This window comes from Novosphingobium sp. NFX11, assembly GCF_057376415.1.
This window is the reverse complement of record NZ_CP080384.1, coordinates 2,115,545-2,136,675: the sequence shown is the minus strand read 5'-3', so window position 1 is coordinate 2,136,675 and position 21,131 is coordinate 2,115,545. Positions and strand designations below refer to the sequence as shown.

Sequence of the window (21,131 nt, the reverse complement as noted above, 5' to 3'; positions counted from 1 at the left end):
AGGATGGGCAGTCAAAGCTGACGAGTGACCAGCAGCCCGAGAGCGGGTCCCGCATAAAAGAAGGGCCGATCAAATGACCGGCCCCTTTTGAAGTTTGGGAGAGGATGCCTAGAAAGGCACACTCCTTATCTTGAAACTTGGTTCATGTTGCAAACGCGAAAAACGCCTCATGGGTGCGCTGATTTTTGCAGTCCGGCATTCAGGCGCTCATTCACTTTCCGGCTCGGGATCCTCTGGCGGGAAGCCAATCGAAACCCAGCGGCCATCTTGAAGGCCGCCCACCTTCGCCAACAGATCTGGATCGGACCCCTCATGAAAAGTAACGATGTGGCCGTAAACCATGTCGTCATTTCCATCCCGAGCGTCGACGTCGAAGTCCAGCGTTTCCAGCTCTTCTAAGGTAAGCCCGACTTCCGATGCGACCCACGCACGGAACTCGCGTTCTTGCTGCTCTTCTAACTGTCGACTGCTCATGACCACCTCCGGTAATTATTAGATGGCGCTTGGGCTTCGGCCGCAGGCGCCTTTTTTGCGTTCACCTACTCCGTTGCCGTTGGGTCGCTGTTTTCAGTGAGTCTGGGCATAGAACTGCTGAGCCCGACAGAGGAAGTGAGGGCGGGGTACGTTTCGCCTACAGGCACATCAACCGGGACTGGTGCAGATGGACCGGATGGCGCGGAGGCGAATAGAGGTAGCGATCCATGAATGGAGGGCTTCTTAATTGCCAATTTTCCCCCAGATGGCAGTTCGATCTTGCCGTCGAGCGCGAGCAGCGCGCGATCAAAGGTCTGAAATTCGGTGGCTTCTGCAACAATTGCGCATGCAATATGGGTCGCGTCTGCAGGCTTTAGCTTCGGGTGCCCCGCTCTCATCAGCGCCCTGCCGATCTGCCCGACATTGGTATCCACAGACACCATCAAAATCCAATGGTGTCTGAAAAAGTCGAAGAGCCGGTCTCCAGGCTCGTCCGTATCGTCCGCGACTTTACAAACCTCTACGAGGGAAAAAGCCGACGTGGTGATTTCAATCTTACCTGCTTTCGCATCGTCGATTATGGCACGGCAGAGAATATCTCTATCCTCTATTGTTCCGTCTTCCAAAGGGTACTGCTCCCGCGTGATCGCTGCGATCCACACGCATGCGTCCCAGGCGATACGCTTAGGCTTGGGCACCGGCACGCAGCCTTTCTAGATAAACGTCTGACTGGAGCCCCCGCGTAAACGCCTGGTCGATGACGTCCTCTAGAGCGGGCAACTTATCATCGGCTGGCTTGAAGCGGATTGTGTGGATATGCGCGGCGCTGATGCGCCCTACGGATTTATAATCGATGCGGCCAACAACTTCAGCTTGTCGTCCGCGGAAAACGACATCGTCTACCGTATGTTCTTCCACCAGCCGCAAGGCTTCTCCTTCAAGGAAGCACTTAACCTCGCTGCCAGTCAACCTGTGCTCGAGCCAGAGTAGGGGTGGCCGTAGCCATCCCGCCCGACGCGTTTTATCGTTCCCTCCAAGGTTCCGAGTTCTCGGTAGGTTTTAATCGGGGGCGGCTCCAGCACTGCTCTGATGTGCTCGGCAGTATCGCGCGCCAAAAGCGGAGTAAGGACCACGGGGGGCTGACCGTCATCGTTATCAATGGCGGTCCTGCTGAGCCCATCAGTCACGCGCCGTACAAAGCGGTCCGCTGCCTGAAGAACATTATCAGTGAAGAACGAAGGGCGTTCGCCGCTTTCAATGAGGCGACGTAACCCGTCTGCCGCAGCGATCTTCGTCGCCCGCGCTGCCTGCTCGAAATCCTTGCTCGCAACATTCGCAGGGTAGGCAGTCACGGTCAGTTGCAACGGGCTGTTCTTAGACGCGTCAGTTACGCGCCAAATTACACGCCTCATTGCGTCGCCGGCGATAGCCTGTTCAACGCCATGATAGACAACGAAATAATCTCTGAGTTGGTCGAGAAGATCTTCGATCGTCGGGGCATCAGTGCCAACGCCAGCACCACTGATGCTCAGAGTGATGGTCTCAGACATAGAGACAATGGACAGACATGATTGGCGATCCACTCCCTCATGGCCAGGCGAATGCGGCGAGCATTACCCTACATACGTCAAGCCTACAGCGGAAGTTATTAATATCAGGCGGCGCGCCTGGCTTCCTCGGCCTTCCTGAAGACCAAGTCCACCGGGACCGCAAGGAACCACTCGCGCTAGCTTTCATCCCAAGATGCGAGCTTGGGCTTGATCGCATCGGCCCTGGCCTCGTCGATGCTCGGCCGCCAAGGCGAGCTTGCGCTATGCCGCCCGGCGAAGAGCTGCGGCTGGTACGCGAGCCGGACAACCCGCATGACCGGATGGCCGTCGCCGTCGTTAGTTGTTGGGAGATCCCTTACGACATCGCAGCTGACGCCGCTGCCGCCCTTATGCTGGACGCATCGAGGAGCGTGCATTTCTGGGCCAGATCGAACCGCAGGGCATATGGCAATCGAGCGAGCATCGAGACGTTTGCAGGAAATTAATCGCGCAATTAGAACGGGTCACCTTTTCTTTTTCGAAGCTCAAGGTATTGATGCTCTTTGATGTGGAAGGCGGTAGCGGAATAAAAATGCGCAGGTGGGGTGGCGGAAAGAATAAGGGTTGGATTACCAGCATTATTCGAAATGGCTTTCGCCCTGAAGCAGTGGGCCTCGAAGCAGAGCAGAAAGCTAAGTTAGTGTTGGCCAACACTCTATCGGACAAGCGTCGCCGAATAAAGAAGGCCGCCAAGGGCGCCGGTCACGACGCATCTCATAATGCCAATGTCAAACGCTTCGCTAACGATCGGGCCCGATCTCTTAAAAAGCGTCTTGTTGCGAACCGGCGGATCGGTAAGCTTGACCGCTCCGTGCTGATGCGTGACCGAAGTCCGTCGGCTCTACTCGATCACATCGACCCTGACCGCCTGCTCCACTGGAAGCGGATCGCGGCGCGGAGATATAAGTCAGAGTTTCCACGAATTGAGCTGCGGAACTTAAATTTTATTGATCATCCGGTTGAGACGATTGAAAGTTTGAAGGCCTTGTCTCGCTTAGAGCGCGAAGAGGTCAATGCGTACCTCGATTTCGTTGATGATTATTGTGATGATATAGGCGCGTATCTTGTCGTTGCCGAAATTTGGCATCAGTTGAGCCCAATATTCCGGGGCGGCAGGATGAGCATGCCTACGCAAAAGGTTCTCGATGCCGTTGGCCTCGGCCGGGTCCTCAATATCCGGCTAGGTGGCGTAAAAAACCGGGATAATGTGTGGCCATTCGAGATCTGGCGGCGGCGCCCTCACGGCACGACACAATCTCCCAGCGCTCTCCTGCGACCACAGAGCCGAGAGCAGTTAAATGACAAGCTTATCGAAGTGGTTGATGAGTGGCTGTCTGTTGCCTCCAAAAACAGTTCTTCCGGTGGCGATGATTTGGGCTGGGAGCTAACTCTTGAGGGCAAGGCGCATCTCGCCAATATGGTTGGCGAAATTCTGGATAACGCGGAGCGGCACAGTTCGGGCGACGGTGACGGTGATTGGTCGATGGCCGCCTTTATGGCCAAACGCGACATGCCAGGGCGGCCAAACTCCATGCGCTGCTTTCTCGCATTTCTAAGCGTCGGAAAATCGATCGCGCAGACGATCGAATCTGCGCCCGATGCAATTCAAAAGTTTTGCTATGACTACGCCCGGCACGAGCGCTCGGGGCAGTCAAAAGAGACACTCGTCACCATCGCAGCCCTACAGGATGGTGTGACTTCTGCGCATAAGGCGTTCAACGGCCGGCGCGGAGGGACGGGCCTCCAGGACATGCTCGACTTCGTCGGTGAGCTCGGGGGCATCCTGAGGTCGGTTGCGATGCTCGTGTCACGATCGTGTCCGGAAAATCCTGTATTCGACTCCGATCGCCGAATCTTGTAGGGAAGGCCGACGGAAAGGGTAATCGCGTACAGTGGTGTAATGAGGGCAATGACCCTATATCCCCACCAGACCGGGAGATGGCATTTGATCTCCCGGCACATTTTGCAGGCACGCTCGTTAGCGTGGCATTCACATTGGATCCGGGATTGTTTACCCCGGAGGATGACGAAGATGGGCAAGTTGATGATTGATCTCGATCAGCTGACTGAGAACGGGAAGGTCCATAACCTGAGCGGGCATGAGCGCGGCCTAGCGGCCCGTGAAGCCTTTGGTTTGGACGAGTTCGATGATCTCCTCGATCCGGTCGAAATCGTCGTGCCTGACCACATCTATGCCGTTAGTCCGTCTTTTGTGCAGGGCTTGCTGGCGACTAGTTTTCAGAAGGTCGGCCTCGATCGGGATGCGTTTTTTTCGCATTATAAATTGACCGCGAGCGACTTGATCAAGCGTCAGTTCGACCGAGGAATCTCCGCAATCCTTACGAACCGCGATTTGGTCGCCCGTTAATAGTAGAGCCCAATGGCAGGGGACGGAGTAACCACGGTGCAGACCGTGGGTTGGAGCCTCACTGGGCTGGGCATTGCTGCGAGTCTCAGTTGGAACCTATTTAATTTTCTCCGTACTGGCGCAGTGGCAAAAAAGCTGCGCATTGAGCAATATCGTAGCGGCCAATGGACGCGGATCCGGGGCAGCATTGATAAGGCTATCGATGGCCTCGTCGATGCGGGCTTCATCGTCCTCAGGCAGGCTCAGTCCGCTGACGCGACAAAGCCTGACAGCGCGTCGATCGACGCCCTCAACCTCACTCTGGTTCAGGCTCAAGACAGGCTGGCTTCCGCTTTGGCTGACGCAGAGCATTCTGGATACTGCGAAGGGAAAGATTGGATTTCCGTTGCTAACGGCGTTTGGACCGGAAGTGAAAGCTCCTGGGACCTTGTACTTGCGGCACTTGCCGAAGCGCAGGCAACAGATGACAAAGCCCTAAAGATCGGAGCCCTGGCTAAGATCAAGGCGCCCATATCTCAAATTCGAGATGCCGTGGCCCAACGGTGTCGTATCCAAGACATCGAACTGGATCCAGAAAAAATCTGACACTGGTTCGAATCCCTCTTAAACTCAAAACGGCGGCAAATTTTCAATCCATGGTATCAGGCATGGCATTGACGAATTGAGATGAAAAAATATTCAGCTACATCAGTTATATAATGGCTTGATTTAGCTGCCACCCTCTCCGCCACTTACATCCTCATATGTGTGCTCGTTACGACGGGGCATATCGCTTACTAATCCCTTTGGGGCGCATGTTTCAGCGTCCATGGCGGAGACGTAATCGCTTAACAACCAATGTCAGTGGTGGCAGAGTGTGCAGAATAGTACGCTGTGGTTGGCGCATTTTGTTCGCTGTGTTGATTGTGATCAGGCAGGTCGGATTAAGGCGAATATCAGAATATTGCCGCCAGTTTAATCAAATGTATAAGTCATTATATTGTATTGATTTCTGATGCGCACAGACCTGGCAGGCCGATTTGGGAGGATCGCCATGGGACAGTCGGTATCGCAGTGGCTCAAGATGGACCAGGCGGCGCTCGATGCGCTGTTTTCCGCGCATGAGGCGGGGCCGATTCCCGATGGCGAGGCCAAGGGGACGGCGATCATCGCGCCGGGCACCTCGGTTTCGGACGAGATCGCCAAGCTCATCAATATCTTCGCCTGGCAGGGCAAGGTCTTCGACGGCGAGCATGGTTTCCTGCGCAACACCATCCTGCCGTTCGGGCTCAAGGCGATCGTCGCCAAAGTCTACAAGGAGCCGAGCTGGCTGGACGGCAAGGAGTGCATCGTGCTCGACTATTCCGACACTTCGCTGCTGGCATCGCACGTGCGCGACGAGATCCGGATGATCGAGCCGGGGCTCTATCTGGGCAAGGTCTACTGGGACAAGACGCGGCTGATCGACTTCGCGCTCGAGTTCGGCGGCTGATCGGGCCGCCGTGATCCGGCAGGGACACATCTTCATCGCCTCGCCCCTCCGCTTCGGCGTACGCGTCGAACTGGAGCGGACGCTGGCGTCGATGACCTCGTCTCCCGGCCAGGCAGAGCCCGAGAATTGGCTGGTGCCGTTCGGGCGGCTCAAGCGCATCCATGTCGCGCGGTTCGTCGTGCTCGACGATCCCTCGCTGCGGGACCGCATCGCGCTGGCCGAGAGCCTGCCGGTGACCGAGCCGGTGCGATTGGCGTTCATCGCCGACTACGATGGCGGGGATGCGGAGTTCCTCGAGGCGCTGGCGGTGGTGGCGGGGCCGGGGCTGCGCAAGATATTCGGGTTCTGCATCGACTTCGAGCCGCGCACCGACCTGATCGCGTGGATGCGCGCGCATCGCTGCCGGACGGCGGCCAATTACATCAACTGGCGCGGGCGGGGCACCCGGCAGATTGCCGAGGAGGCGGCGCTGCATCGCGCGCTGCGCGTGGCGCGGCTGGCGCACCGGACGGAAGATCCGGAAACGCTCTGGCCGATCCTGGCGCAAGCGGGGCAGGCAGTGCCGCTGACGCCTTTGCAGAAGATGCCGATCCTGCACCGGCTCGGAGAACTGGCGCACTTCCTGCTGCTGCCGGTGCTGGGGTTGCTCCTGCTGCCGCTGATCGTGCTGGGTCTGCTGCCGTTCGTGCTGCTGCTGCGCCGCCGGGAGAAGACCGACCCGGTGCTCGCCCCGGTGCCTGACCGGGAGCGCAACCGCATGCTCTCGGCGCAGGAGGACCACGACATCACCAACCAGTACAGCGCCATCGGCTCGCTCAAGCCGGGGCGCTTCCGGCGGTGGCTGGCGGTGGTGATCCTGTGGGTAATCGGCTGGGGCGCGCGGCACATCTATCGCAAGGGGCGGCTCGCGCGGGTGAACACGATCCACTTCGCGAGCTGGACGTTCCTCGACGACAGGCGCCGCGTCTATTTCGCCAGCAATTACGACGGCAGCCGCGAGGCGTACAACGACGACTTCATCAACAAGGTGGCCTTCGGGCTGAACCTGTCGTTCTCCAACGGCCTCGGCTATCCGCGCACCGACTGGCTGATCCGCGGCGGGGCGCGGCGGGAGGAGGACTTCAAGCGCTACCTGTTCCATCACCAGATCCCGACGCAGGTATGGTTCAAGGCGTTTCCGGGGCTGTCCAACTACGACATGGCGCGCAATGCCCGCATCCGCGCGGGGTTCGAGGCGAGGCCGCGCGGGCGTGCGCTGCGCCGCTGGATCGCCGAGATATGAACGGGCGCCGAGAGATGAAAGGGCTGGGCACCGACGTGCAGGCGCTCGTCGGGCGCGGGTTCGGGTCGCTCGGCGGCGCGCGCTATGTGCTGCTGCAGGTTGCGCAGCCGGGCGCGGCGCGGGCGTGGCTGCGCTCGCTGGCGGTGACGACGCTGGCCGAGGCGGAGGCGCGGCGGCTGGAGCGGGTCTGCCAGCTGGCCTTCACGGCGGCGGGGCTGCGGGCATTGGGCCTGCCGGTGGACGATGTGCCCGGCTTCGCGCCCGAGTTCCTCGACGGGATGGCGGGCGATCCCTCGCGCTCGCGGCGGCTGGGGGACGTGGAGGAAAGTGCGCCCGAATACTGGCGCTGGGGCAGCGGCGAGGCGGAGCCGCATGTGCTGCTGATGCTGTTGGCGGGGAGGGGGACATTGCCGCGTGGCAGGATGCGATACTCGGCGCGATGCCGCCGGACGCCTGCACGCTTCTGCGTATCAACGACGCGAGTGGACCGGTCGGGCGCGAGCCGTTCGGCTTCGTGGACGGTGTCTCGCAACCGGAGGTCGACTGGGAGGGCACGCTGAGACCCGGCGGGGCGAAGGACCGCGACTATCGCGATCGGATCGCGCTCGGCGAATTCCTGCTGGGGCATGGCAACGAGTACGGGTTCGTGGCGGATCATCCGGTGCAGCGGGGGATCGGGCGTAACGGGACGTACCTCGTCTATCGCCAGTTGATGCAGGACGTGGGCGGCTTCTGGGACTGGACCGCGCGGATCGCCGGCAGGGACGGGGCAGTCGCGCTGGCCGAGCGGATGGTGGGGCGGGGCATCGAGGGGCAGCCGCTGCCGGAACTGGCCGCGCACGGGCTCAACGGCTTTACTTTCGCGGGCGACCCGGACGGGATTGCATGCCCGGTGGGCGCACACGTCCGCCGCGCCAATCCGCGCAGCGGCGACGATCCGCAAGGACGGCGCGGGTTCCTGCGGGATGTGGTGTCCTCGCTCGGGTTCAAGGGCACGGCCATCCATGACGCGGTGGCCTCGGCGCGGTTTCACCGGCTCCTGCGGCGGGGGCGGCCCTATGGCGCGGCGCCGGAGCCGCTTGCGGTGATCGCCGGAGAGGCGGTGGCGCAAGAGTGCGGGCTGCACTTCATCTGCCTCAACGCCAGCCTCGCGCGGCAGTTCGAATTCGTGCAGGGTAGCTGGATCGCCAGCCCCTACTTCGGCGGGCTTTCGGGCGAGCAGGACCCGCTGCTGGGCAACCGCTGTCCGGTCCGCAGCGGGCAGGCGACGGACGCCTTCGCGTGGCACGACGGGGATGGCAATCCGCGCCTCGTCGCCGGACTGCCGCGCTTCGTGACGGTGGTTGGCGGGGCGTACTTCTTCCTGCCGGGGATCGGCGGGCTGGCGCGGATACTCGAGGACGCGCCCTAATTCGTCATTGCTTCGCTGTGCTTGCGGGTGGCGAAAAGCTGGCGTGTGACCGACTTCAATTCAATCATCGTCATTCCCGCGAAGGCGGGAACCCAACTCCTGAAGTGGCAAATTGCACCGTCATCAGATGGGTCCCCGCCTTCGCGGGGATGACGGACGGTGTTTCAGTCAAACACGATCAGGCCCTAGTCGAACTGTTCGTGCCCGGTCGGCTCGGCGTGGCTTTCGCCGTTCTTGCCCTGCCGGTAGCGCGACATTTCGAAGTAGAGCCGCCGCCGTGCGCGGTTCTGGTTGCCGAGGGGGCGGTGCTCGGGAACGCAGTGCCAGGGGTTCCACGTCAGTTGCCGGGCGAAGGCGAACTGTGCAGGCGAGCGGAATTCCTGGGCCGGGATCGTGATCCGCGCCCCCGGAATATAGGGCGTGCGCGCCGGGTCCCACAGCACCGCGCCTTGCTCGATCGGCTGAAGGAACGGGTCGCGCTGCAGCCTCAGGCGCATCTCGAAACAGGCCTCGCCTTCCCGCAGCGAGGCGGCGAGGTTGTCGCGCAGGTAGTCGTCGCCGGGACGCAGCGGCAGGCGGGGAATGCGCGTCGTGACGGGGGTGAGGGGGTGGAAACTGTACTGCATCGCCTGCCCCTCTCCCAGCAGGTAGGGCGTGCAGGAGAAGTACGTGTTGGCCAGCGGATTGGCGAGCGTACGGTTCCACAGCGCCTGCATGATGAAGTCGCGCACGTGCGGGCGCCTGAGGTTCAGGAAGTACCAGACCCCCATCTCGCGGCGGCTCCAGTATTGCAGGTGCGCGTTGGTGCGCGTGTCGGGCGTGGGGAAGGTGATGACGGTGACCGAGGTGAAGTCCTGCGTGGAATGCTCGTCGTCCATCAGCTTGGGGCCGGGCACGTCGCATAGCTTCACGCTCATCGAGCCGAAGCCGACGTCGTCGATGTCGGGCTCGACATGGGGGCCGGGGTTGGAGAAGCGGACCCATGCGGGAAAGCTGCGCTCCGCCGCGAAGACGCCCCGGCGCACGTGCTCGGGCAGGCCCGGCAATACCGTGAAAGTCGCCCGGACGAGGCCGTGGGTCTTGGTGTTGCCCGCGCGTTCGTAAGTGCCGGGGGTGAAGTCGAGGTCGAGGTGATGCTGCATCTCGGCGATGATGGTGTCGAGGCTGATGTCCTCGTCGGGATCGATGCGCCCCTGCGCCAGCGGCGGCAACGTCGCGGCTGCGGGTGACGTTGATGGTCCAGTTGAAGAACCGCGTCAGCGGCATGCGCACCACCGCGTCGAGTGCGGGGCGGAAGAAGGGATCGAAGCGCCGCTCGAAGTGGAGGCCCGCTTCGAGCAGGCGGTGCAGAAAGCGCAGCATCGGTCAGCTCTCCTATTCAGGCGCAGGATGTCGGCGGCCAGCTTCTCGGCCGCGAGGTAAATCGGCGCGGCGATGAACAGGCCGGGGATGCGCGGGAAGATCGAGGCATCGACCACGCGCAGCCGCTCGATCCCGTGGACCCGGCCCGAGGGATCGAGCACCGGCCCGATCGCCGCGCTGCCGCAGGCGTGGTGTCCCCATGCGTTGGCGCGAACCCAGTCGCGCAAGGGCGCGCCGGTGAGGTGAGGGCCGGGCAGTTCCTCCTCGGCGATCACCCCGCGCGCGATCAGCGGGCGGGCGAGGGCGCGGGCCATCTCCAGTCCTTCGACGAGGCCGGTGAGGTCGGCCTCCCCGTTCTGTGTGAAGTGGGCGAAGTCGATACGCGGCGGATCGCGCGGGTCGGCGGAGGCAAGGCGCACGGTGCCCGCGCGGTTGCCGGTCTGGCCCTTGAGCACGGTCCAGCTGAACCCGTCGAGCCCCGGCCAAAGCTCGGCGGAATAGCCGGGATAGTACCCTTTAAAGCGCGCCATGAGCCCCATCAGGAACAGGTCGGGCGCGTGGTCCCGCGCGGTGCTGGAGCGACGCAGCGCGGCGAGCGCCGCGCCGTTCGAGATGTACATGCCCCGCCGCCGCTTCCGCCACATGTGGTGCAGCGGATCGCCGGGGCTGAAGGTCGCGCCCTGCAGCGAGCGCCAGGGCTTCGCCATGCGGTGGACCAGACCGATCTCGTAGCGGTCCTGCAGGTTGCATCCGACTTGCGGCAGATGCTTGCGGCAGGCGATGCCGTGTTCGGCGAGATGGCTGGCGTCGCCGATGCCCGATAGCATCAGCAGTTGCGGCGTGGCGAAGGCGCCGCCTGCGAGGATGACCTCGCGCCGGGCGAAGCTGGCGCCTTCCTCGCCTCCTGCACGGGGCTGCGGGCTGGCGCGGTGGAGGTGGCGGCCTTTCAGCCAGGCGACGCCGTTTGCGACCCCGCTCCTGTCGAACAGGACGCGGGTAGCGAGGCAGTCCGTCAGGATGGTGATGCGGTCGGGGTGAGCCTCGCGCACGGCCTCCAGCCGCTCGCGCGCGCCGCTGCGGGCGTGGCCGCGCGTGGTGAGCGGGGTGTAGCAGACCTGTTCGCGGTCCTGCCGCCTGTCGTCGTTGGGATCGCCCCAGTCGCGCAGGAACACGCCGATGCGCGAGAGCCAGTTTCGGCCCCGTGCCACGTCCACCAGCGTCGCCAGCAGCAGCGAGCGGATCAGTGCCGCATCGCGAAAGGCGCGCATCGGCGCCGCTTTTCCGACCGGCAGCCAGCCGTCCCAGCCATGTCCGGTCGGGTCGATGCCGAGGCGGGCGAGCAGGCGCCAGAGCGGGCGGTGGCGGCAGTCCTCGACCACCTTGCGGTGCCCTCGCATCGCTTCGGGCGACCAGCCCGGATCGCCGGTCAGGGTGGCCAGATGCGCCCAGTCGCTGTCTGGCGGGACCAGGAAGATCATCGCATTGTGCGCCGTGCAGCCCCCGAGCGCCCCGGCGCGGGGGTAGCTGACGAGGTCGCCTGCAGGAGCGGCGAAATGCCGCACGCGGTAATCCCACGCGAATTCGGGGTTCTCCGAGGCGAAGGGATGGAAGGCGGGCACCGCGTAGTCCGCCTGTGTCCTCGCGTCCCCGGCGCAGGGGTCCGGCCCCGCCTCGATGACCAGCACCCGCATTCCCGCCTCGGCAAGCCGCGCCGCGACGGTGCCTCCGGCCGCGCCCGACCCCACCACGATGTAGTCGTGTTCGCCCTGCGGCACCGCCTGCTCAGAGCGTCTTGAGGTATTCGACCAGTGCCCGCTTGTCCTCGTCGGACAGGACAGGCTCGCGGCCGAAATCGCGCTCGTCGCGGGTGCGCTGATAGCGGTTGAACTCCTCGGTGCCGAAGTAGTGGCCGCGATTGACCACGAAGTCGGGGCACTTGTTGAGCGCCATCAACGGTCCCCGCAGCGAGGCGAAGTGGGCGCGCACCGCCGCGTCGTCGGCCCCGCGCGGCAGGGTCAGCAGGCCCTTCTTGAGCTGTGCCAGCAGCACGATGAGGTCGCGGTAATGGCGCGCGATGGTGGCCGGATCGCGGCTTTCCGCCAGCGGCTGGAGCGAGGCGAGCAGGTTCACGGGCATTCCCTTGGGGATCGGCCCCAGTTCGATGTCGCCGTCCGCGTTCTCCAGCGAGCGCAGGGCCTTGCGCGCCTGATCGTCCAGCGGTCCCGGGGCGTCGGGGATGAACGAGGAGGGCACGTAGAGTTTGCTGCGCGTCGTCGTGCGGTCGATCATGCCCCAGGCGCCGGGCAGCATCGCGTCGCGTTCCCGAAGGTTCGGCCAGAGCATCTTGGCGATGCCGTCGTCGAACGCCGCCATGCGTCCCGCCACGGACGGATCGCCGTTGAACGTGCCGACCGTGTTGGCCAGCAGGAACGGCGCGGTCGACCACAGCGAGACCAGCGAGGGCACGCGCGTATAGCCGCGTCCTCCGGCGGGCATGCGATAGGCGCGGGCCTCTCCGGTGAAGGGGTCCTGATAGGCGACGGTGCCGACCGAGGGCAGGACCTTGTAGCTTTCGGACGAGAAGTTGTCCCAGATGTTCCCGCGCAGGGCATTGGTCGCCAGCGGGCTGCACAAGTTGGTGCGCAGCAGCGTCACCGGGATGCGCGCGTCGGTGCTGAAGTAGTTGCCCTGCCGGAAGTCCGGCCGCGCGACGAGGGCGCGCATCCTGCTCTTGAAGTCCTCGGTCTGGGTCCAGCGCCACCATGCCTTGAAGCGCGTCAGGTAGTCGGGGCCGATGGCATCGACCAGCGAAGCGCCTGCGGGCGCGTCGGGCTGCTTGCTGGAGTGGCAGCGCGCGCAGGTATTGGCGAAAGCCATCGCGCCGCGCTGGAGCACTTGCGGGCTCGCCTTGAGGTAGCCCGCACCGCCCGGCGCATTGGCCAGAGGATCGGGCCGCGCGGCCTTGAGGAAGAACAGCGCGGTGAGCGGCGTCCCCGCCTCCGTCGCGCGCCAGTAGGCGGAGTTGCGGCGGGCGGTGGCGATCTCGATCGGGCTGATGATCTTGCCGCCGACGACCGGGTTGAAGTGCGTCAGCCACTCTTCCGAGAACAGCCCGATGTTGAGATAGACGCGGTTCAGAGCCCCCAGCGCGCCCACCGCGTCGGCGCCGTCCTTGAGCACGTGCGGTGTCCAGACGGTCGCAGGCTTCTCGAAATACTGCGTGAGCGGGCCGGAATCGAGGATGTCGTTGAACTGCACGTTCTTGCGGCTGCCGCCCGCCAGCGTCTCGCGCCCGAACTTGCGCGCGGCGCCGAGCCGGTCGCCGAGCAGGTAGACCGCGTTCATCGTGCGCGGGTTATTGATGTTGTCGGTGGAGACCAGCGAAGTGTCCATCGCGCCCGGCCGGTATGTCGAGACGAGCTGGTACATGTAGTTCGACGGGTCGGCCTTCCACATGAACAGCCGGTCCACCCACATGTACTGCGCGCCGACCGTGGAGTTGAGGTTGGCGAAGGCGGGTTTCTCGGGATCGGCGGGCGGGCGCGTCGGGCTGGGGCCGAGGTGGCAGAACCCGCAGCTCATGCCCACGCGGTAGGGGCGCACCAGCCTGGGATCGTTGTAGTAGCGCGCGTCGCTGTAATAGCGCTTCGCGTCCCAGCGGGCCTTCGCCTTCTCGTCGAAGTCCGGATTGGGGAACAGGCGCAGGCCGAGGATGCCCGAGGGCTCGCCGAAGTAGGAGCCGACCGGCACCGTCGTCCCGCGCGCGCCGATGCGGATGCCGGGGTACTTCTTTTCATTCGCGAAGGGATCGGGTGCGCAGCCCGGATCGCGCGTGTCTCGCCAGAGGCCGTAGCCGTCCGGATTCGTCGGCGCGGAAAAGCAGGGTTCGTTGACAAGGCCCATGACTTTCCAGCGCGTCGGCCGGGCATTGGGGCTGCCGGGCGGCGGGGCGACGATCTTGAGCAGGTCGAAGCCGCCCAGCGTCGGCTTGCTCATGGTGTCCCAGAAGCGGTCGTTGCCGCCGCTCCACACCAGCCACATGTTGCGGCCCTTCACTTCGTCGGGGGTGAGGGCGACGCCGTCGTCCATTTCGTGGAAGTAGTCTTCGTCCGCCTGGACGAGCGTGTCGTCGCGCACGCCGACTTTCTGCGCCTCGTCCTTCGGCCCGCCGTGACAGGCGGCCAGCGCCGCGAGCGATCCGCTCAGGAGTATTCCTCTGGCGATCACCATGCTCCCCCTCTCGACAGCACCTTGCCTGACTATGCCCTTCAAGGAGGCTCCCGTTTCGCAGGGCGGTCAAGTGACGATATTTGTAATGGAAGAAGACGATGGTTTCCGGATTGCTGAAGTTGACCAATAGTCGTCATGATATTCAACGGCTTGTAGAGTGAACGGCGTTCGGTGAAGTTAAGCGGTCCTGTTTGATGGCATGTATCGTCATGATTTGGGGGCTTGCGGCGTCCGGTAAATAGTGTTCGTGAAAAGCGCCGGTAAATACGGCGGATTTGGGACAATGTTGCGCCCCTGAGGTAAATGCTTAAGGGCGTCTTCGGATAGGGGCATGCCGGTGGCCGGATGGTTTCGCCTTGCAGGTTCGTCGCGGTGCGGGATCGGCTGACGTGGCCGGCGTCGCATCCCTGCCGGGCATCCGCTCGCTCGCTGTGCTGTTGTCGACCACGATCGCGGTGGTGCTGTTCTTCGGACTGCTGCTGATCCAGGCGCGCTCGGACCTCGTGCTGCGGCGGCAACAGGCGGACTTCGGCGAAGTGGCGCGCATGGCCAGCCTGTTCCGGGACCTTGGCGACATGGTGACCCGGCGCGCCTCGCAGGATGGACAGCGCGACGGTTCAAATCTCGACAGTTCAAGCGACCGCTTCCAGGTGCGTTACGCGGCGCAGGACCGGTGCCGCGCGATGCCGACCGCGCCGACGAAGCTGCGCCTGACCCTCGACGGTTTCCAGGCGCGTGACCGCAAGCCGGTGATGTCGGCCTTCGCGACCGAGGACGGCGAGCCTTTCTGTGCGCAGAGTTCTGCGCAGTCGGTGATCCAGGCCCCGGTAATTCCGGGGCGTAGCGAGCAGACGCGGGCGCGCGAACTGGCGATCACCGGGCCGGACGGCGAAGTCCTGCTCGTGCTGCGCGGGGACTGGCCCCAACGCATCGAGCCGCCCGCAGCGAAGGACAAGGCCGCGCTCGAAGGCGGCGCGGTGCCCGCGTCCGACACTTCGGGCAAGACCCCGAAGATCGAGATCGGCGGGCGGGAGCGGCTGGTCTACCAGTGGCCGCTCGACCTTGGACGGCCGGTGACGATCCAGCGCGAGGAAGGCCCCTATGTCTGCGCGCCGCGCCGGTGCCTGCTCAGCGCTCTGGGCGATCCGCCGAGCGCAGGGGCGGTGCTCAACAATCTGAGCCCCTTCACCAAGGCGGCGTTCGGATTCTCGGTGGTCGTGCTGCTGCTGCTGATCCCGCTGATCAAGCTGGCCTCGATCGACCACAATGCCTCGCTCGGCTGGATGGACGTGGTCGGCATCATCGCCGCGGTGCCGCTGATGGTGGCGACGCTGGTGACCGCCTGCGCGGTGATCGCGTTCTGGGGCGACCTCAGGCGTGACAACGACACGATGGCGCAGGGCCTCGCCGCCGCCATCGCGCAGGACGTCGATCGCGAAGTGGGCTTCAGTCTCGGCGCGATCGAGCGGGATACCAGGGCCGTATGGGGGGATGGCTGGGCCTCGTCGCAGCAATCGGGCGCAGGGGCGGCGTCGTCGCCGTGGCAGACTTACCCGGCGCCATTGCCGCTGGCCGCGCTGCAGTTGCGCAGCATGGTCGGCAGCACGATCATCGACCAGTTGCCGACGAAGGACCGCCCGCTCGCCGACATTCGCGAGCGCCGCTACTTCGGCCGCCTGCGCGCCGGGGAGGTGATCCCCTGCACCGGACGCCAAGGGGAGACGCGCGCTGACGGCGGCTTCGGCTGCGGGAAGGGGCAGGTCTACACGATCGACCAGGTGCCTGCGGCGGCCAACGGCGACGCGCGCATGGTGGTGCTGCTGACCCGCGCGGGAGCCGCGAACCTCGTGATGTCGGGAAAGCCGCCCGCCGCGACGCTCGCGGTGCCGGTGCCCGAGGGCTTCGGCTATGCGGTGATCGATCCCGCCAGCCTCGAAGTGCTGCAGCATTCCGATCCGGCGCGCGCGCACAACGAGACGTTCGGCAGCCAGCTCGACGCCGTCGATACGCTGTCGCGCATCGCGGGATCGGTCGACGAGCGCTGCGGGCTTGCCGATGCTGCGCAGCATGGGCGCGCGGCGGAGCCCACGGCAGGCGCTCCGTTCGATGCGCGCTACGGCGGCAAGCGGGTGCGCATGTCGATCGGCGTCGCCTGCTCGGCGCACTGGCTGGTGGCGACGTGGTACGACCGCTCGAAGCTGCAGAGGGCGGCGCTCGATCCGGCCTTCGTCGCGGGGGTGACGATGCTCTGCGTCGGGCTGGTGCTGGCGGCGGGGCTGGGCGTGATGGCCTCGACCGACCCGCGCTCGCTGCTGCGCAAGCTCTGGCCCGATCCCGAGCCGTTCCACAGCGCCGAGGCCGACCAGTGGTATCTGCGCGGCATGTCGGCGCAGCTGGCGGTGGTGGTGCTGATGGCGGCCGGGCTGCTGCTGGCGCGGGGCGACGCGGCGTTCCTGCATGCGGCGCTGGGGCTGTTCCTGCTGCTGATTCTGCTGGCGCGCAAGGATGCCGACCATAGCTGGGGCACTCTGCCGGTCGGCTGGGGCAAGGTCGCGACTGTGTTCTACGCCGCGCTCGGCATCTATGCGAGCGTGGTGCTGGCCTGCCGCCTTGGCGCGAACTGGCGGGCCTTCGCCTATCCGGTGCTGCTGGTGGCGATGTGGATAGTCGCGGCGCTGGACTGGTTTTCGCTGCGCAAAATCGACGTCAGATTGCCGGCGTGGATGGAGCGGATGCGCGCGGCGCCTGCCGGGTTCGTGCCGCCTTCCGTCATGCGCCGCGTCAACCGCGTGCTGCGCCATCAGTTGGTGACGATCTACTTGCTGGCGGTCATCCCCGCACTCGCTGCGTGCTGCGCGGGGGCTGGGCAGTTGCGCGCCGACCGCTCGCTGTCCGATGCCTGGGTGCTGCAGCAATCGCGCACGCAAATCGCCGACGACATCGCGCAGATGCGGCCCTTCTACGACGGCGCGCCCAAGGCGAAGACGCCCGCGCCCGCCGATCTGTCCGCCCGCAAGCTCGTCGCCGACCATGCCGTCGCCGAGCCCGGTGCGCCTTCGCAGATGGCCTCCGCGATCATGCAGCTGTGGACCGACGATCCGGTCCGTTTCGACCATCCGATCGACCTTCGCCTCGGCGTCCTGGCCGACTACGCGCGCTGGGCGCAGGCGCGCACCGGCATCTCGCTCGTCACCATGCCGCGCAGCCCGGGGCTGGTGGTGCTGCGCGACTGGCTGCTGGCGGTCGGCGCCATGGGCGTGGCGACGTTCCTGACCTGGCGCCTGCTGGTGCTGGCGGCGCAGAACCTGTTCGGCCTGCAGCATTTCGGCTTCCGTGCGCTCCATCCGCGCCACACGCCCGAGCAGATCCGCACCAAGTCCACCCGCCCGATCAAGGCCGTCTTCATCAACTATCCCACGCGGGAATTCCGCAAGCTGCAGAACTCGCTCGACACGCGCGACCGGCTGGAGATGTTCGACCTTGCGCTCGAACGCGGCAAGCTGGGCGAGAAGAGCATGGCGCTGCTCACCGCCAAGTCGTGGATCGTCACCGGCTTCGAAAGCATCGTCGCCAACCGCGATCTGCGCGTGAAGACGCTGGCACTGCTGGAGCAGTTGACCGCCCGGCCCGAGGTCAACGTCTATTTCTTCGTTCAGACAATGCCGCTGGTCCGGCTGCGGCAGGCGCGCGACCGCGAGAAGCGCGAGGCCGAGGTGGCGGGCAGCGCCGGGATCATGAACGAGAGCGAGTCCTACCGCTGGGCCGAGCTGTTCTCCGAATTCATCACCTACACCTGGACCGAGACGCTGGCCGAGCCCGCGCCGCTCGACGCTGAGCCAGACCCGCCGCGCGGCGGCGCCAATCTGGAGCGGCTGCTGGAACTGATCGACGACCCGGTCAACCGTGCCTCGGTGCGGCGCTGGGCGGCGCGCAATCCGGCGGTGGCGGAGGCGATCGCCAGCGAGATGATACAGGTGCCGTCCGACCGCATCCAGGACCAGATCTCGCTCGTTCGGCATATCGATCGACGACATGACCGCGCCTGTGCCTCCGGGAGAACTGGGCGTGCTCAACGATCTCAACGACGTCTACCGCGAGCAGATCCACGAATACATGGCGAACTTCCTGGGCGACTACTACCAGGGCGAATGGGTGCGCTCCAGCAAGGAGGAGCATCTGACGCTGCACCATCTGGCGCACGGCAAGTTCATCAACACCAGCAACTTCCCGGTGCTCAACAGCCTGCTGACGCGGCGGCTGGTCAAGACCGATCCCAACTTCCGGCTGATGAACGAGAGCTTCGGGCACTGGATCCGCACGCTGGAGCAGCCCGAGTGGTTCCACCAGTTCCGGCAGGACGCGCAGCGCGGCGGGGCGTGGAACGTGCTGCGCGTGCCGCTGCTGCTGCTGGTCGCGGCGGGGTCGGTGCTCATCACCTTCCTCGATCACGAGGGCTCCGGCTCGCTGCTGACCCTGCTTCCCGGCGTCGTCGCGACGATGCCGATGCTGCTGTCCCGTTTCACCCGGCCGCTACAGGCCAATGCCTAGGAGGATGCTCATGGCCGCTGCGCAGAAGGACTGGCTCGCGATCGAATGGGTCGGCAATGTCCCGGTCAAGGAACTGACCGAGCAGTTGAAGGCTTCGGCCGCGCTCAGCCAGCGCTTCCACTACCTGCTGTTCCCCGACGGATCGATCCGCGCCAACCGCAGGCTGGAGCCCGGCCAGCCGGTCGAACTGCTGGTGGTGCGCGAGGGCGCTGAGCCGGGCGCGGAGCAGCTGGAGCGGATCGCGGCCTTGCGGGATTACTTCGCGGCTTGGAATGCGGCCGGGGATAAGGCCAGTGTCGTGGCACCCGACTGGCTGCCCTCGGCCGGGGAAGCGCCCGAGGCCAGGACGCGCGGTGGCGACACCGTGGCGGTGTCGCCCTGGCCGGTCTTCGTCGATCCCGGCCCGTTCACCGGCGCGCCCGAGCAGCTGCGCGAACTGGCGCTCCATGTCGTCAATTTGCGCAAGGGCGTGCTTTCCGACGACGGGATCATGGCGACGCACGAGACGGATCTCGACCGGCTCGTCAGCGCCATCGTCGACAAGGCCAAGCAGGGCTACCGGCTGATGCTCTACGCCCACGGCGGGCTGACCGACGAGCGCAGCGGCCTCGCGGCGGCATGGGCCTATCACCGCTGGTGGATGGCGCACGGCATCTACCCTGTCTTCTTCATCTGGGAGACCGGCGGGCTGGAGACCTTCTGGCAGATCGTCGAGGGTGACCGGCGCAAGGGCCGCGCCCTCTCGCGCGACATCTACGATTACACCACCGACCCGGCGGTGGAGCTGATCGGCGGCAAGGTCGGCGCCCTGCTATGGGACGCGATGAAGGACAGCGCCCGCCGGTCGAGCGACACCGGCGGCGGCGCGCGCCTGTTCGCAGAAAAGCTGGCGGCGGCGTGGAAGGAGCCGAGTGCGATCTTCGCGCTGGGGCACAGTGCGGGCTCGATCTTCCATGCGTACTTCCTGCCGGTGCTCTGCGCCGACAAGCTGCGCGTGAAGCAGATGCACCTGCTGGCCCCGGCGATCACCAACGACCTGTTCGCGCAGACGCTCGGCAGCCTGATCGGCAAGAAGAAGATCGAGGAGGCGAGCCTCTTCGCGATGACGCGCGAGGCGGAGCGGGCGGACAACTGCGCCAACATCTACCGCAAGTCGCTGCTCTACCTCGTCAGCCGCGCGTTCGAGCCGAAGAAGGGGACGCCGATCCTGGGGATGGAGGACTTCATCCGCACCGACCCGGAGGTGAAGCGCGCGTTCCGGGACGCGGTGATCCTGTCTCCCACCGCGCCTGCCGCGAAGCCGACGATGGCCTCGGGCTCGCGCTCGCACGGCGGGTTCGACAATGACGTGGCGACCCTCGAGAACGTGCTGCGGCGGATGCTGGGGCTGGGCGATGCGGGCGTGGTCAAGCCGCGCTTTCTGGCGGGCGAGCCGCGCGTCGGCCGGGCGATCGTGGCGGCGAACTACTACGGCATGCCGGCGGGGCTGTTCGAGCAGCCTGCCGAGTTCGTGCCCGCCGCGCCGCCGCCTCAGACCGCGACGCCGGTGCAGCCCGGTGGCCAGAAGATCGCGCTGTGCATCGGCAACGACGCTTTTCCTGAAGGCATGCGCCTCTACGGCTGCGTCAACGATGCGAACACCTGGGCGGATACGTTCCGCCAGCAGGGCTACGCCGCCACCGTGCTTTCCGATGCCGGGGCAGGACAGATCCGCGAGGCATTGCGCGGGGTTCTCGGCAAGGCGCGCGCCGGGGACAGCGTGATGATCCATATCTCCTCCCACGGCACCCGCGTCCTCGACGTCGACGGGGACGAGTTGCAGGACAAGCAGTTCGCCGACGACAAGGACGAGGCGCTGGTGGCGCTCGACTGGCGTGACGGCGGGCTGATCATCGACGACGAATGGCCCGATCTGATGAGAGTGGCGGACGGCGTGAAGGTCATCCGCTTCCATGACTTCTGCCATTCCGGCCGGTCGAGCCGGATGATGCTCGGCGGGCGCACTGACCGTCGCCCACGCAGCGTCAGCCTGCCCGATGCGATCGCGCTCAAGGCTTACGAGGCGCGCAAAGCCGCGCGCGGAAGCCGGGCAGCGGCGGCCAGCCCTTCCGAGATCTACGGCGCGGACTTGTCCTATGTCACCTTCTGCGCCTGCCTGCCCGAGCAGTCGGCGATGGAGGAGGCGGGCTCGGGCGTATTCACCCGCGCGGCGACGAAGATCCTGCGCGGGCAGGGCGCCGGGATGACCGCGCAGGACGTCTTCGCCGCCATTGCCCGCGAGATGGCGGGCGAGGACCAGAAGCCGCTGCTCGAAGGCTCGGCGCTCTACAGCGCGCAGGCGCTGTTCGGTCTGCCCGCATGACTGACGGCGTGGTCATAACCGTCTCCCCCGCGTC

At 65.1% G+C, this 21,131-nt stretch carries 16 protein-coding genes; 9 read left to right on the top strand and 7 right to left on the bottom strand.

Annotated elements, in window-relative coordinates:
- Window positions 1–207: 207 nt before the first annotated feature.
- The 4 genes from KZO24_RS10735 to KZO24_RS10720 all read right to left on the bottom strand — a co-directional run bounded on the left by KZO24_RS10735 (window position 208) and on the right by KZO24_RS10720 (window position 2,024).
- Window positions 208–474, bottom strand: coding sequence for a hypothetical protein (locus KZO24_RS10735; RefSeq protein ID WP_486486159.1), 267 nt, complete (start codon window positions 472–474; stop codon window positions 208–210).
- Between the two features lie 65 nt (window positions 475–539).
- A complete protein-coding gene (locus tag KZO24_RS10730) occupies window positions 540–1,172 on the bottom strand; it encodes a type II toxin-antitoxin system VapC family toxin (protein ID WP_486486158.1) in 633 nt (210 codons plus the stop codon).
- Window positions 1,159–1,401 (bottom strand): hypothetical protein, encoded by a 243-nt coding sequence (locus KZO24_RS10725; protein WP_486486157.1) that lies wholly within the window; start codon window positions 1,399–1,401, stop codon window positions 1,159–1,161. Before KZO24_RS10725 ends, KZO24_RS10730 begins: the two co-directional genes overlap by 14 nt.
- Before the next feature lie 38 nt (window positions 1,402–1,439).
- Complete coding sequence (locus KZO24_RS10720) at window positions 1,440–2,024, bottom strand: hypothetical protein (RefSeq protein WP_486486156.1); 585 nt, start codon at window positions 2,022–2,024, stop codon at window positions 1,440–1,442.
- A 535-nt stretch (window positions 2,025–2,559) separates the two neighbouring features.
- On the opposite strand from KZO24_RS10720, the gene KZO24_RS10715 reads away from it, so the two are divergent.
- From KZO24_RS10715 to KZO24_RS10685, 7 genes are all read left to right on the top strand, one after another.
- On the top strand, window positions 2,560–3,924 hold the full coding sequence (locus KZO24_RS10715; protein ID WP_486486155.1) for a hypothetical protein: 1,365 nt from the start codon (window positions 2,560–2,562) through the stop codon (window positions 3,922–3,924).
- A gap of 171 nt (window positions 3,925–4,095) precedes the next feature.
- A complete protein-coding gene (locus tag KZO24_RS10710) occupies window positions 4,096–4,431 on the top strand; it encodes a hypothetical protein (protein WP_486486154.1) in 336 nt (111 codons plus the stop codon).
- A 36-nt stretch (window positions 4,432–4,467) separates the two neighbouring features.
- Window positions 4,468–5,016, top strand: a complete 549-nt coding sequence (locus KZO24_RS10705) for a hypothetical protein (RefSeq protein ID WP_486486153.1) — start codon at window positions 4,468–4,470, stop codon at window positions 5,014–5,016.
- 448 nt (window positions 5,017–5,464) lie between these two features.
- Entirely contained in the window at window positions 5,465–5,902 is a 438-nt protein-coding gene (locus KZO24_RS10700) for a hypothetical protein (RefSeq protein WP_271181895.1), read from the top strand.
- A gap of 10 nt (window positions 5,903–5,912) precedes the next feature.
- On the top strand, window positions 5,913–7,184 hold the full coding sequence (locus KZO24_RS10695; protein ID WP_271181894.1) for a hypothetical protein: 1,272 nt from the start codon (window positions 5,913–5,915) through the stop codon (window positions 7,182–7,184).
- Window positions 7,185–7,198: 14 nt separating this feature from the next.
- The gene (locus KZO24_RS10690) at window positions 7,199–7,744 is read left to right on the top strand and encodes a hypothetical protein (protein WP_486486152.1); all 546 of its coding nucleotides are present in this window, start codon (window positions 7,199–7,201) and stop codon (window positions 7,742–7,744) included.
- Window positions 7,699–8,595 (top strand): Dyp-type peroxidase, encoded by an 897-nt coding sequence (locus tag KZO24_RS10685; RefSeq protein WP_486486151.1) that lies wholly within the window; start codon window positions 7,699–7,701, stop codon window positions 8,593–8,595. The genes KZO24_RS10690 and KZO24_RS10685 overlap by 46 nt, the downstream gene beginning before the upstream one ends.
- A 185-nt stretch (window positions 8,596–8,780) precedes the next feature.
- Here the strand turns inward: KZO24_RS10685 and KZO24_RS10680 are convergent, their stop codons facing one another.
- Genes KZO24_RS10680 through KZO24_RS10670 form a run of 3 tightly spaced genes read right to left on the bottom strand, consistent with a single transcriptional unit; the run spans window position 8,781 to window position 14,187 of the window.
- The gene (locus tag KZO24_RS10680; protein WP_486486150.1) at window positions 8,781–9,806 is read right to left on the bottom strand and encodes a catalase family protein; all 1,026 of its coding nucleotides are present in this window, start codon (window positions 9,804–9,806) and stop codon (window positions 8,781–8,783) included.
- A 45-nt stretch (window positions 9,807–9,851) separates the two neighbouring features.
- A complete protein-coding gene (locus KZO24_RS10675; RefSeq protein WP_486486149.1) occupies window positions 9,852–11,732 on the bottom strand; it encodes a GMC family oxidoreductase in 1,881 nt (626 codons plus the stop codon).
- A 7-nt stretch (window positions 11,733–11,739) separates the two neighbouring features.
- Window positions 11,740–14,187, bottom strand: coding sequence for a hypothetical protein (locus tag KZO24_RS10670; protein WP_271181890.1), 2,448 nt, complete (start codon window positions 14,185–14,187; stop codon window positions 11,740–11,742).
- A 389-nt stretch (window positions 14,188–14,576) separates the two neighbouring features.
- Between KZO24_RS10670 and KZO24_RS10665 the strand changes: the two genes are divergently transcribed.
- Complete coding sequence (locus KZO24_RS10665) at window positions 14,577–18,812, top strand: hypothetical protein (protein ID WP_486486148.1); 4,236 nt, start codon at window positions 14,577–14,579, stop codon at window positions 18,810–18,812.
- On the top strand, window positions 18,746–21,097 hold the full coding sequence (locus KZO24_RS10660; protein ID WP_271181888.1) for a caspase family protein: 2,352 nt from the start codon (window positions 18,746–18,748) through the stop codon (window positions 21,095–21,097). Before KZO24_RS10665 ends, KZO24_RS10660 begins: the two co-directional genes overlap by 67 nt.
- The last annotated feature ends 34 nt before the right edge of the window (window positions 21,098–21,131 follow it).